The 13,854-nt window shown below is 37.1% G+C and carries 10 protein-coding genes and 1 riboswitch; of the genes, 1 reads left to right on the top strand and 9 read right to left on the bottom strand.

Annotated elements, in window-relative coordinates:
• Positions 1 to 24: 24 nt before the first annotated feature.
• From AB5Z52_RS00315 to ftcD, 8 genes are all read right to left on the bottom strand, one after another.
• Positions 25 to 546 (bottom strand): folate family ECF transporter S component, encoded by a 522-nt coding sequence (locus AB5Z52_RS00315; RefSeq protein WP_005470644.1) that lies wholly within the window; start codon positions 544 to 546, stop codon positions 25 to 27.
• A 42-nt stretch (positions 547 to 588) separates the two neighbouring features.
• A riboswitch (THF riboswitch) is annotated at positions 589 to 686 on the bottom strand.
• Complete coding sequence (locus AB5Z52_RS00310; RefSeq protein ID WP_003125731.1) at positions 670 to 1,272, bottom strand: HutD family protein; 603 nt, start codon at positions 1,270 to 1,272, stop codon at positions 670 to 672. Its footprint overlaps the riboswitch before it by 17 nt.
• Before the next feature lie 9 nt (positions 1,273 to 1,281).
• Entirely contained in the window at positions 1,282 to 2,157 is an 876-nt protein-coding gene (locus AB5Z52_RS00305) for a YitT family protein (protein ID WP_003125730.1), read from the bottom strand.
• An 82-nt stretch (positions 2,158 to 2,239) separates the two neighbouring features.
• The gene (gene hutH / locus AB5Z52_RS00300; protein ID WP_003125729.1) at positions 2,240 to 3,772 is read right to left on the bottom strand and encodes a histidine ammonia-lyase; all 1,533 of its coding nucleotides are present in this window, start codon (positions 3,770 to 3,772) and stop codon (positions 2,240 to 2,242) included.
• Positions 3,773 to 3,881: 109 nt separating this feature from the next.
• Positions 3,882 to 5,249 carry an APC family permease gene (locus tag AB5Z52_RS00295; protein ID WP_003125727.1) on the bottom strand — a complete coding sequence of 456 codons (1,368 nt, stop codon included), beginning with the start codon at positions 5,247 to 5,249 and terminating at the stop codon, positions 3,882 to 3,884.
• Between the two features lie 128 nt (positions 5,250 to 5,377).
• Entirely contained in the window at positions 5,378 to 7,045 is a 1,668-nt protein-coding gene (locus AB5Z52_RS00290; RefSeq protein ID WP_034704066.1) for a formate--tetrahydrofolate ligase, read from the bottom strand.
• Positions 7,046 to 7,082: 37 nt separating this feature from the next.
• Positions 7,083 to 7,709, bottom strand: coding sequence for a cyclodeaminase/cyclohydrolase family protein (locus AB5Z52_RS00285; RefSeq protein WP_003125724.1), 627 nt, complete (start codon positions 7,707 to 7,709; stop codon positions 7,083 to 7,085).
• 13 nt (positions 7,710 to 7,722) lie between these two features.
• Positions 7,723 to 8,622, bottom strand: coding sequence for a glutamate formimidoyltransferase (gene ftcD / locus AB5Z52_RS00280; RefSeq protein ID WP_003125723.1), 900 nt, complete (start codon positions 8,620 to 8,622; stop codon positions 7,723 to 7,725).
• Between the two features lie 589 nt (positions 8,623 to 9,211).
• Between ftcD and glmL the strand changes: the two genes are divergently transcribed.
• The gene (gene glmL, locus AB5Z52_RS00275) at positions 9,212 to 10,606 is read left to right on the top strand and encodes a methylaspartate mutase accessory protein GlmL (RefSeq protein WP_288551427.1); all 1,395 of its coding nucleotides are present in this window, start codon (positions 9,212 to 9,214) and stop codon (positions 10,604 to 10,606) included.
• Between the two features lie 130 nt (positions 10,607 to 10,736).
• On the opposite strand, the gene AB5Z52_RS00270 is transcribed toward glmL, so the two are convergent.
• Positions 10,737 to 13,787 (bottom strand): AAA family ATPase, encoded by a 3,051-nt coding sequence (locus AB5Z52_RS00270; protein ID WP_003125721.1) that lies wholly within the window; start codon positions 13,785 to 13,787, stop codon positions 10,737 to 10,739.
• Between the last annotated feature and the right edge of the window lie 67 nt (positions 13,788 to 13,854).

Here is a 13,854-nt window from a genome sequence, read left to right as displayed (position 1 = left end):
TCCCCAATAGAATTGTTAGTTCGTTTAGAAAATATTACGAGCGAAGCGTTTCAAAGGAATCGCATGACCAAAGAATACGATCATGGCTGTTTGTACAGGTAGCATGATCACCGCTTTGACAATACGTATTCCCCAAAGTTTCGTATCGGTCAAAGGAATTGCATACATCATTGACAACCAAATTGGTGTCAGACACAAACTGATAATTAATGTATTGCAAAGAACACATAGAAAAGAATTTTTTATTGTAATGGGCTTTTTATAAAAAAAGTAGCCATAAAGCAAACCTGCAATGAATGAATTCAGTGTAAAGCCAATGAAAAAAGGAGCTTTCCCTAAAAGAGTATTCCCGATAATATCAGCAATTGAAGCACCAATTGCTGTCCACCAAGGGCCAAATAAACTAGCCATAACCACTTCTGGAACAAAATCAAAGGTAATTTTCAACAGCTGGGTTTCAAACCCTAATACTTGAGACAAAACGACCATTAATCCAATCAGTAATCCCATTGTTGCGATAATATGTGCGTCTATTTTTTTCTTCATTCTTAGCATCTCCTTTAATAGAGCTGCTACACAATTAATTTATGCAGCGAATGCAAAGATAGAATCGTGAAATTTGTTTCTTCGTCTAAAAGGCAACATCCCATCCTTATAGCACTTAACGCTCTATCTTCTACTCTGTTTTTTTATTTTTGTCAAAACAGCAATCCTGTTGTTTGCAAGATTCTGTTTCTCTGATGAACTAGATTCCACTTGTATAAATGTTTCATCTTTTATAACCAGCATTTCATTTTTTTGCAACATTTGTCGCTGTGTCCTATCGCCCAGAAGCACTATTGAAAGATTCTCCAATGCATAAATGACAGCAATAGTCTGCGGTTTAATAAAATGCATCTCATTTCCTTTAAGCGCCTGAACAAAGACGTCGTAATCGTCTTTAAAAATAACATTAAAATCTTGACACTCACCCTGACACGTTGTTTTTAATTTACCATCGAAATGGTGGGGCTCAAAAGCATTTAGGCTAATCCAAGAACCTAATTGCCCTAATCTAACTGGATTATCCAAAGACATAAGGATTCGTTGATAACCAGTAAAGTCAGAAAATTCCACGGTATTCATAATCACTGTCGCAGTTGAGAGACGGAAATCAAAATCTCGTTTAGCTAAGCTACTTGAATCAGGTTCCACTAAAAGTTCTGTAGTCTGGCCTCCAGACCACTTTGTGGACAAGTAATCTTCACATGTTTTCTTCTCGATTGTTCCCACACTTCTTCCTTAAACAATATCTAATTCTTCAAATTGACTCAAAATTTTAATATCTTGTGCCACACTGACAAAAGCCTTTTGATCAACATCTTTCATGATTTGATCCAAAATTTCCATTTCGTAAGTAGTAATAACCAAAATCAGAATCGTTTGAGTTTCTTGATTATATGCGCCTAGTGCATATGGAATGATCGTGATTCCACGACTTAATTTTTCTTGCAGAGCTGGGATAACTTCATTCGGCTTTTGCGTAATAATCGTCACCTGAACTTTTTTATGTTTGACATACACTAGATCTGTAACTTTTCCACTTATAAAAATGGATAAAACACTATAAAAAGCATAGGGCCAGCCAAATAAATAACCGGCTACCAATACAATGACTCCATTCAAAACAATCGAAATCACGCCAATGCTTCGACCGGTGATTTGTCTGATTGTAAGAATGAGCGCATCCATACCACCAGTTGAAAGTCCATATTTTAATGCCAGCCCCAAAGAAAAGCCATTGATTGTTCCCCCAAAAATGGCGCAAATAATCGGATCTGTAGTTAGCTCAGTACTTGGGACGATGTGGATGGCAAATGATGCAACCGTTACACAAATAACCGTATAGATGACAAACTTGCGATTAATTTTGAACCATGCAAGCATAAACATTGGAACATTCAGGAGATAATATATAACTGAAATAGGGACTTCAATATGGCTTTTAGCAAGACCAGTCGCAATGATTTGTGCGATCCCAGTTAAGCCGCCGGCATAAATATTCCCTGGCTGCCAAAAAAGATTCAGCGCCAAGGAATATAAAAAGGCATAAATAAGAATCACTGTTAATTTTGTAACCACCTCTTGCCAGATATCTATTCTTTTAAAACGTGACATAATCCTCTTTCCTTTTCTTTAAATAAAAGGAAGACATCTCTTCCTCTGATATCGGTCAATCGGCACAAATCAGGTCATACCTTTAAAACTGCAGATCCAATGTCACTTGTTTCTCAATTTCTTTTAAGAAATCTCTATCTTCTAAAACGGTAGTTGCTTTGTTTAATTCATCATACATTTCGATGTCTTTATCATGCTCAATAAAGTTTACTTGTCGACGAAATGCAAGATAAGCTGCTTTTGTGCCTTTGCCAAGTCCTGACTGATATCCTTTGATGTCTAGTGCTTGGCAAGCCGCCATGATTTCAGTTGCAACGACCCGCCGAGAATTTTTGACGATTTCTAGAGCTGTTCGGGCAGCAGTTGTACCCATGCTAACAAAGTCTTCTTGATTTTCACAGGATGGTATTGAATCTACACTAGCTGGGTGTGCCAAGATTTTATTTTCTGAAACCAGAGATGCACATGCATATTGTGTGATCATAAAACCAGAGTTCAACCCCGGATGTTTCACCAAGAACGAAGGCAGATTACTTAATTGGTGATTCACCAATCGTTCTACTCTTCGTTCAGATACATTGCCAATCTCAGCGGCAGCAATACCCAAAAAATCAAATGGTTGCGCCAAAGGTTCTCCATGAAAATTCCCTCCGGAAATCACTTCACCATTTCTAGAAATGATTGGATTATCAGTAACTGAATTAATCTCAATTTCTACTTTTTCTTTTACATATGCAATCGAATCTTTACTAGCACCATGAATTTGCGGCATACAACGTAATGTGTAAGGATCTTGAACATGATCTGGTGTCGCTTCCGTAATATATTTACTATCTTCAATTAAACGACGAATATTACGAGCGGTTGCTAATTGCCCACTTTGCGGGCGAATCGTATGAAGGTCTTCTTTAAAAGGACTAGAAATTCCGTCATGAACTTCCAATGAGAGTGCTCCTGCAACATCTGAAAGTTTTAATAACTGAATAGCATCATACGTTGCCAATGCCCCAACCGCGTTCAAAACTGTTGTCCCATTGATAAAAGCTAATCCTTCTTTGGCACTTAATTGAATCATTTTCAATCCTGCTTTTTCCATTGCTTCTTTCCCAGAATACAACGTGCCCTTATAATAAGCCTTACCTAAACCTAGTAATGGTAAAACCATATGAGCTAATGGGGCTAGATCACCGGATGCTCCTAATGAGCCTTTCTCTGGAATGTAGGGATGGACACCTACGTTCAACATCGCTAACAATGCTTCTACAGTGCTTAAACGAATACCAGAATAGCCTTTAATCAACGAATTAATTCGAATCAGCATAATAGCTCGTACAATATCTTCCGAAAATGGCTCGCCGTAACCAGCAGAATGAGTACGAATCAAATTTTCTTGTAATTGCACAGTGTCTTCTTTTGAAATACTGACATTACAAAGAGAACCAAATCCCGTATTGACTCCATAAACAACACGACGTTCCTCTACAATTTTATCAACAATCCTGCGCGACTCTTTCACTGCTTCTTTGGCACTTTCGGCTATTACACATTGACGATGGTTGCGTGCTACAGCCACTACGTCTTCTAAAGTTAGGCTAGCACCATCCAAAATAATCATTTCTTGACTAGGAATGGTATTCTGAGCTTCTTCTTTTATCAACATTTTCATCGTTTTATTCCCCACTTTTCTAATAAATTCCTTCCAAGTATCAGTTTCCACAAGTTTTCTAATTTACTTGCTTCGATTTATTATTGTTTAAGAGTAGATACAAGATGCTTGCTACTATAACTCCAATAACTCCAGCTATTAAATTGATCGGATTGGCCGCAGCGACCATCCAAATACTAACAACTATGGAGATAATTGGAATGACTGGACCAAACGGCAGCCGGAAAGCAGGCACATTTTCCATGTCTTTTTTTCTCAACCAAATAACTGCCAATGCAGTCGGAATGTACTGGAAGAAACGAAAGACTACGGACAGTTCCGCTAATTGTTCAAATGATCCGCTTAGTAGAAAAGCTATGGTTAGTAAACCAGAAAAAATAATAGCAACGATAGGTGCATTTTTATTATTTTTTTTAGCAATCACCTTAGGTAACAATCCTTCATCCGCGATTGAAGCTCCATATCGCGGAATCATCAGAGAATCTCCCATATTCAAGCCAGCAATTGAAATCAAGGCCCCGATTGAAATAATCCATTTCCCAGCTGGTCCAATCATTTCAACAAAAGCATCTTGAACTGGCGCATTGCTTTGTAAAATTCCCGTTCCAAGCATGGCAATCGTTCCCGCAATAATCATAAAATAAAGCAGCGAAACAATACTTATGGATCCAATAATCGCTTTTGGCACATTTTTTTTGGCATTCCGCATTTCTCCAGCTACTACAGGTAAAGCTTCAAAACCAATAAAAGCATAAAAGACAGTGAGTGACGTTGAGGCCATGGCTTTAGATAAAGTCATGTCAGGATTCAATTGTAGAAACGGTGTAAAGTTTCCTTGATTGATTCCATTTTTGATGAAAAAAACTGCAATCAGTGTGAAGGCAATAATTGGAATCAATTTAGCTATTGTAATAACAATCGTAAAAATTTTTGAAGTCTTAATCCCCATACTATTAATCACAGATAAGAAAATAACCAAACAAATGCTAATCAATGTATTCTGTCCTTCTAACGCTGGAAAAGTTTGGATCAGAAGTTTCGCAAAACCTGCAGCCATTGCAGCCCACGCAATAATCGTCACAAACCACCCCAGAACACCAACATTAAATCCAATAAAATCGCCAAATGCTGTTTTCGAATATTGGAAAGCTCCGCCATTCTTATTGAAGTAACCCGCAACTTCGGCGAAGCAAACGGCCAACATCAAAACCAAAACCGCATCTAAAACCATTGCAACAAGAGAAGCAGGACCTAAATCTTGGTAAATGGTTCGGGGCAAAAGAAAAATTCCTGAACCAATTACTGCATTGATTCCGTATAGCGTCGCACCACCAAAGCTAAATTTTGCATTCTCATTTTTCGCTAGCTCTGCGGAGTCAATGTCTTTAATATCCGTTATCTCTGAAACCTCGACATCTTTTTGCATACTATTTCACCTCTTCTTTTTTTATTGTAAAACGTTTTCAATTACACGTTTTATTCTAGTAAGCAGTTCATGTTAGCTATTTTACAAAGAGAGTTCCCTCCACCTCCTTGTAAAATAGCTCTAAACTGCTAGAATAATCCGGTTATATTTCCTTTTTCATCAATATCAATTCTTTCAGCTGCTGGAGATTTTGGTAATCCCGGCATCGTCATAACAGCTCCTGTCAACGCAACAATAAATCCTGCCCCGGCAGATACTTTGAGATTACGGATCATCACAGTAAAATCTTTTGGCGCTCCAAGTAGTGACGCATCATCTGAAAATGAGTATTGGGTTTTTGCCATACAAATTGGATAATTACCAAATCCAAGACGTTCCAATTCCTTTAATTCTTTTTTCGCACTTGGTGCCAATTCTACGCCTGCCCCACCGTATACTTTTTGGACGATTTTATTTAGTTTTTCTTCAATTGAATCATCCAAATCATAGACATAGCTAAAATGATTTGGCTCTTCTGCTAGTGCAACTACTTTTTCCGCCAGCTCTTTACCGCCAGCACTTCCTTTCCCCCAAACATCAGATAGAACAACTGCAACGTCCATTTCTTTACAAGCTTTCTCTACCGCAGCTAATTCTGCATCTGTATCTGTTGGAAATTTGTTAATAGCTACAACAACTGGCATCCCGTATACTTCTTTAATATTCTCTAAGTGTTTAGACAAGTTAGGTATTCCAGCAAATACTGCATCGACATTTTCTATTCCTAAATCGCTTTTCTTCACGCCACCGTGCATTTTTAACGCACGAATCGTTGCTACCAAAACAACCGCATCTGGTCGTAGATTAGCTAAACGACATTTGATATCTATAAATTTCTCAGCTCCCAAGTCAGCGCCAAAGCCGGCCTCTGTCACTGCATAATCGGCATACTTTAGCGCAAGTTTCGTTGCCAATACGCTGTTGCATCCATGTGCGATATTTGCAAATGGACCTCCGTGAATAAAAGCAGGGGCATGCTCCAATGTCTGTACAATATTTGGCTGAATTGCCTCTTTTAATAGGGCGGCCATTGCCCCTTCTGCTTTCAAATCCCCAGCAGTTACCGGCTCCCCATCGTAATTATATGCAACGATGATTTTTCTCAGCTTATTTTTTAAGTCAGCAATATCGTTAGCTAAGCATAGAATGGCCATAATTTCTGATGCAACTGTAATGTCATACCCATCCTCACGTGGCACGCCATTTACTCGTCCTTGAAGACCATTTACAATGTGACGCAATTGGCGATCATTCATATCTACCACACGTTTCCAAGTAATTCTGCGAGAATCAATTTGGAGAAGGTTCCCCTGATGAATATGATTATCTAATAGTGCCGCTAATAAATTATTGGCGGCACTAATTGCATGAAAATCACCGGTAAAATGTAAGTTGATGTCCTCCATTGGGACTACTTGAGCATGTCCACCACCAGCAGCACCACCTTTCACACCAAATACAGGACCTAATGAAGGCTCGCGTAATGCAATCACTGCTTTTTTCCCAATGGCTGTCAATGCATCGACGAGACCTACTGAAGTAGTGGTTTTTCCTTCTCCAGCAGGTGTAGGCGTAATTGCGGTCACTAGAATGAGCTTGCCATCCTCGTTGTCATCCAATGACTCAATATTATTGATCTTTGCTTTATATTTTCCATAAAGAGACAGATTTTCTTTAGCAATACCAATTGATTCAGCAATTTCTTCAATCGGCTTCATCACAACAGAATTTGCAATTTCAATATCTGATAAGACCATGTCCATAAACTTCCTTTCTATCTACCAATCTAAATGATTACAGCGATTCAAGTATTTGTTGATAGGTTGCATCAGCAATTTTGCTGCCTTCCTCAACTAGCGATTCCCCGGCTTTGCGGTATTGGCGAACAAACATTTCGTCTTTGATGCTTGCAAGGTTAATCAATACATTCAACCACGCACCTTGTAAAGCTGCCTTTAAATTCAAAGCAGCTACTCCCAAATCACTAGCAGCATTGGTATTTGATTTGCCAACCGCAGCCTGTGTGACTTTTAACGCATCCACAATTTTTTCCATCATAGAAAAAGGTGTAACAGCTGCTCCTTTTAAAGCACTCTGCATTGCTTCTCGGCGGGCTTTTTTTTCTTCTTCGGTTGTTTTTGGGAGTCCAAAAACAGCTGACACTTGATTAAAAGCTTCTGTATCTTCATCAATTGCCCTGAGTAAACCCTCTTGCAAAGATTTAGCTTTTTTTTGCAGTAATTCAATTTCGTCTTCGAACTCTGCATATTTTTTTTTGCCAATCGTGAGTTCTGTCACCATCTTTGTCAAAGCAATTCCTTGTGCGGCAGCTAATGCTGAAGCAGATCCCCCACCTGGTGCCGGTGTATCCGAACCTAAAACAGCAATGAAATCGTTTATTTGCATCTCAACGAGTTTCATGACAATCCCCCTATCAATTCAATAAATGATTTTCGAAAACTTGCTTATTATAATTGAACTCTTCAATCTGTAAATAATATTCAGCACAATCAATCAAGGCTTTTGCTGGCGTTAATCCGATTACTTCACTGCCAATAACCGACACACCATAACGTTTTGCTTCAAAGCGAATCGTTTCAAACACACGATACAGCGGTGTTTTCTCGAAGTTCACCATATTCATAGATACTTGAGCAATATTACGATCTTCAAGCATGACACCAATACCCTTGCAGTATTTCCATCCTCCAGAGGATCCGCGAACAATTTTAGCGATTTTATTGGCAATCTCAATATTATCTGTATCCAAATTCACATTGAATGCAACTAAAGGCATTCTGGCACCCACTGCTGTGACACCAGCGGTTGGATGAATTTTGCGTTCGCCATAATCTGGTTGCCATTCTTCTTCCAAAAGTTTTTCTGGCATTTTCTCAAATTGTCCTTTGCGGATCTTCGCTAAATTTTTACGTACGGGTGTAGTGGCTGAATCTTCATATAGAAAAATGGGAATCTGTAATTCTTCATTGATTCGTTGAGCTACTTTCTTAGAAATAGCAATGCACTCTTCCATGGTGACATCTTTGATCGGCACAAAAGGAACCACATCTGTTGCCCCCATACGAGGATGTTCTCCTTGATGCTTCGTCATATCAATATTCTCACTTGCAAACTTCACTAATTGAAATACTACTTCTTGGATTCCTTCTTCATCACCAACGAGTGTAAAAACACTACGATTATGAGATGTGTCAGAAGAATGATCCAACAATGTGACACCTTTAACATTCTTAGCGATCTCCACCAACCCATCAATAACCTTTTGATTTCTTCCATCACTGAAGTTCGGAATACATTCAATTAATTTTGTCATGGTCTATTGCTCCTTGTTTTTATTTTGAACTTTAGGTACGGCATAAATTTGTTCTTACTACATTAAAAAAAATCTATGAATAGCGTTATTTTTATTTCAACACCTCCTAATATCCCAATTTATTTGTTACCGCTTTCATTCACCGAAATCAGCTTATCACTCTTTCAAATCGGTTGCAAACTCCGTAAAAAAAAGCTTTTCATAATTTTTTCATAATTAAAATTCTGTTTTTTTTTTGGAAAATTCTCCTAATTGTCTTCCGCATTTTTTTGTCTTTTATTTTATTTGACCTTTTTTTGACTTTCTTTTTTAAACTGAAGGTAACCTATCGTTGCGCATTGAATAAAAAACAAGACAGACTTTATTTAATCTTTTTGATTTCTTTTACAAAGTACTTTTTTTGCTTGAATAGGTACACTCATAAACAAAAATTTGTAATCAACACATAAAAAATCTTCAAGTTTTATTTTTGACGTTTAATAGTCGGTGCCCTTCGTTTTTTATACATAAACATTAGAAAAAAATAATTATTATGCCGATAATTCTTTTGAACTTTTGGAAAATTATCAGCAAATAAAGAGGTGGAAACATGAAGAAAATTGTTTTGTTGATTGATTTTGGCAGCACATATACAAAATTAACTCTGGTCGATCCTAGCGCCATGGAAGTCCTTCATACAGCTCAGATTCCCACAAGTAGTCAAGACGGGTTACAGTTGTGCTATACAGAAGGGAAAAAAGCATTACTTCAAACGTTAAAATTTTCTGATCAAGTAAAGATAGAAGAATATTTCTGTTCTTCCGCATGGGGAGGCTTTAAAATGATTGCCATTGGTTTAACTGAGAGTTTGACATTAGAAGCGGCGAAAAGAGCGGCTCTGGGGGCAGGCAGTCGTATTCTTCAAACTTTTTGTTATCGTTTGACACTGGACCAGCTTGAGGAAATAGAACAACAAAAGCCAGATGTTGTTTTGTTGACAGGAGGGTGTAATGGTGGAAATCAAGAAATCATCCGTCACAATGCCCGTCTTCTTACTCAGCTTTCTACAGAGATTGCATTGATTGTAGCTGGCAACGAAGACAGCTATGGAGAATTATCTAAGCTCTTGCAAGATCGAAATAATACTTACTTTACCGAAAACGTGATGCCTGATGTTAATAAGCTGAATCCTATTCCGGTTAGAAAAATTGCCCAAAAAGTTTTCTTAGAAAAAATTGTTCATTCAAAAGGGATTCATCAAGTTGCAGCTCACGCAAGTGCCCCCATCATCCCCACCCCTAAAGCTGTATTAGCTGCAGCCAAGCTATTAAAAGAAGGGACACAAGCTTCGAAAGGTTTTGGGAATTTAGTCGTTGTTGACATTGGGGGAGCGACAACAGATATTCATTCTGTTGGAGATGGTTTACCCCAAGCAGAAAATGTTTACTTTGAAGGATTGGAAGAACCCTATTTGAAACGTACCGTAGAAGGTGATCTCGGTATGCGTTCTTCTGCAGTAAGCTTGCTAAGGTGCATTGTAGAAGATTCCAATCGAATCAGGGCATTGTCTTCTTGGAAATTTACGACTCTTCAAGCTGCTTGCTATTATAGATGTAGTCATCCAACATATGTACCAAAGACACGAGAAGAATGCCTAATTGATCAATTTTTAGCTCAATCGGCAACGGCTATCGCTTTAGAGAGACATGCTGGAAAGATAAGAAAAGAATATACGCCAAATCGTACAATCTACTACCAGCATGGAAAAGATCTTCGAAATTTCCAAACAATCATTGGTACTGGTGGCGTTATCATTCATAGTCAATCTCCTAAAAAAATAGTTAAACCTGACATCAAGAGCATGTCTAATACTTTGCTACCAGTAGATCCGCAAATTCTTATTGACCAAGACTACCTTTTATCTGCAATGGGACTTTTAAGTCAAAACTATCCCGAAGCAGCATTGAACATTCTAAAGAAGAAACTTTATCGACTCAACCCTTAGTTGTGAAAAGAAGCTGTGACAAAAGTTTTGTCACAGCTTCTTCTGAATAAGCGGTTAGTAATAGCTTTTTCGGAATTTTCTTCTCATTTCTTGAAACTGATCACATCTGTCACAGCCTCAGATATCAATCTTATAGATTTACATGAAAGAATTCTTTTAAAACTTGCAACTCATAGCGGTCTCGATATTGACTAAGGTTGTCCATTGCTTTTGTCAAATAGTACGATAAATCTTCTTTAACCAAATGATTTAATTGTAGATTTGCATGCCTCTCATTTAGACACTTTTCTTTTACCAGTGCTTTGATAAAATAAACGAGACCACTATCACGCGGATTAGCTAGTTGATTTTGGTAACAGCTTGTCTTTTCAATAAACTCTATCACTTTTCCATAATCTTTTTTGTGAAGGTAAATTAATGTTAAATAAGCATTTAACTGAACCCTTTTCCATAATGAAGTAGTAACTTCAAAATATTCATTTGCCTTGAGAAAATAGGTTTCCGCTTGATCATAATCTTTTTTTGCATACAGTGTAATTCCCATATCAACATAAAAAATAGCCAAGCTCGTCACCAAATTATTTCCTTCACACAAATTGATGGCTTTTTGTTGCAGTTTGATAGACTGCTCATAGTTAGACCGCAAACGCTGGATTTCTGCTAGATAATCATACGCGGCAGCAATATTGCTGTTATACTTTTCGTCAAAACGGTTGGCAATATTAAAAATTGTAATCGATTCTTGGATGTACGATTCTGCTTGATCCAAATCACCGATCATCAGATGATACAAACCTTTCAATCGCAATAAAATACCGATAGATTCGTTGTTATTGGCAGTAATTGCTACATCCATTGCCAAATCGATATAATGTGCCATGTCCGTCGCATTATCAGTTTGAATATAGTAATAAATCATTTGACGATACCCGCGCAATAAATAGGTTGTTAGATGAAAGTCTTTCGCTTTTACGATTACTCGCTGAATGTTTTCAATTCCTCGATTATAGTCCCCGGAATTGATGAAAAAGCGACCTTCTAGATAAAGAAATCTGACGAGCAACAACTGATAAGTACTATCTTCTGCATACTGTCCTTCAATTTCTTTAAGTCTTGCACCTATCTCTTTGAATTTTTCTAATTCATTTGGGGCTTCTCTTCTGACCAATTCACGTGATGCCAAATGTTCTTGATGATAGATTGGAAAGAGTTCATGTTGAATACGTAAAAATAATTGATGATGAGAAAGTTCATAATCTAAGGACTTAAGTTCTTGATGCGCCTGACGATAGTGATACCCGATTGCTGCCAATAATTCGCTATCGTTTTTTGCTTCATTTAACTTTTGCTCTAATAAAACAGCAATTTTTTCATGTATCACACGTAATTTCATATCTGATTGTTGTGCATAAATAAATTGTTTCATCTTATTATGTTTAAAACTAAAGCATACTTCATCGAGATAAATATTCTCATTGATCAATCCTTGCTTGATTAAATTATCGAGCGCTTTATAAACCTCTGCTTTTTGACCATCGACTAACTCAATTAGTACACTCATAAATGCTAATTTCTGAAAGAAAGAAATCAAGTCAATCAATTCCACTTCTACAGGCAATAAGTTTACAAACTGTAGACTAAGCTTATCCTTTATGTTTTGCGTTAATCTTTCCAATGTGTTGCTCTCTTCCAATTGATTTAAGTACTCACTAATGTACAGAGGAACACCTTCTGATTCTCTCATAATAAAATCTATTGTAGATGTTTGGAACGTATGATTAGGCAATTGTTTCTCACAAAAAGCCCTGACCTCAAAATCTTGAAATGGAAGTAATTTCAATGTGATAATTTTTTCATAGCGGCGAACGCTTACGATAAAGTCTTGTATTTCCTTGCGAAAGCTTGATTGCAATGTCATGATAAAAATGATATCCCGATGGGGGTTATGCAGAATTAAACTCGTTAATAGCCTAATACTGGTTCGATCCATCCATTGTAAGTTTTCAATAAAAATGACAACAGGAGTTATTTTCCCCAACTGTTGCAAAGCTTCCGATATGCATTGTGCTAAAAAATTTAACTCAACAGAATCAATGGACCGAAGTACGCGTTGTGCTATTAAATCATTAAAAAATGGAAATTGTTGACTAAATGTTTGTTGCCATTGACTAACTTCAGCTAGCTTTTCTCTTTGCAATAAATGGATGATCTGTTGCAGTAGTTCACGCCATGGACGCAAGCAATGCTCTTGTTCCGTTTTATAACAAGTCACTTTGAATAGCTCATAAGGATATTGAATATTTTCTATGACTAATTGACACAATGAAGACTTTCCCACACCTAAATCTCCAGTAACTAAGACCGATTGAAATGGCTTTTTTTGTTTTAAATTCGCCAAATTCAACTCCAAGCGCTCCACTTCATTGGATCGACCATAAAAGTGATTCGCGCGTTTTTTTTGACTTACTCGCTGTTTTTGATTGGCAATCTGTAATGTTCTTTGATAGAGCTGTTTTGTTTCTTCACTTGGTTCAATTCCTAATTCATCTCTAAGTGTCTCTACCAATTCATAATAGGTTTCAATTGCTTTCCCATTGCGATGATTTTCAATATAAAATTGCATCAATAATTGATAATTGCGCTCATCAAATTCATCAATTGCAATTAATTTTCTGATATTTTTTTCTACATCGGCTACGGCATGAAATGAAATGTCTTCTGCAACCTTTTGATAGCAGCATTCAATAAATTGATGTTCATAGAGATTACGCATCTTAGTCAACCATGCATCAAACAGATCGGAATCTTTCAAATAAAATCCTTTTAAAAATTCATCCCGATAGTCTTCCAGATGAGCATAAGCATCCTTTTCAAAACGATACGTATCACTCTCAATGATTAAATCAGAATTAAACGTCAAAATAGATTTATTCGGTGAAACAATAAATTCCCCTCCCAACGAGCGATTTGCTTGATAAATTGTATTTCGCAAATTCTTCTTGGCACTTTTTTCATCTTTACTAGGCCATAAAATACCTGCTATTTCATCCCGACTAATTTGTTTGTTGATCACCATGTAATACAGCAAAGCATTGATTTTTGAAAAAGAAAAAATTTTTATGTTCCCATCCACTTTTATTGTTGGTGTTCCTAATAATTTAAACGACAATGTATGCTCCATCACTGCTCCTTCTTTCAGTTTTACTAATCTTTATTTTAAAACAACCAACCTAATAAAGATACCGCTT

Origin of the sequence: Enterococcus sp. RTP21361st1_A6_RTP21361_211029 (genome assembly GCF_040910045.1) — a bacterium.
GTDB lineage: Bacteria > Bacillota > Bacilli > Lactobacillales > Enterococcaceae > Enterococcus_D > Enterococcus_D gallinarum.
Note: the sequence above shows the minus strand (reverse complement) of the source record. Positions and strands in the feature narration are given on the sequence as shown.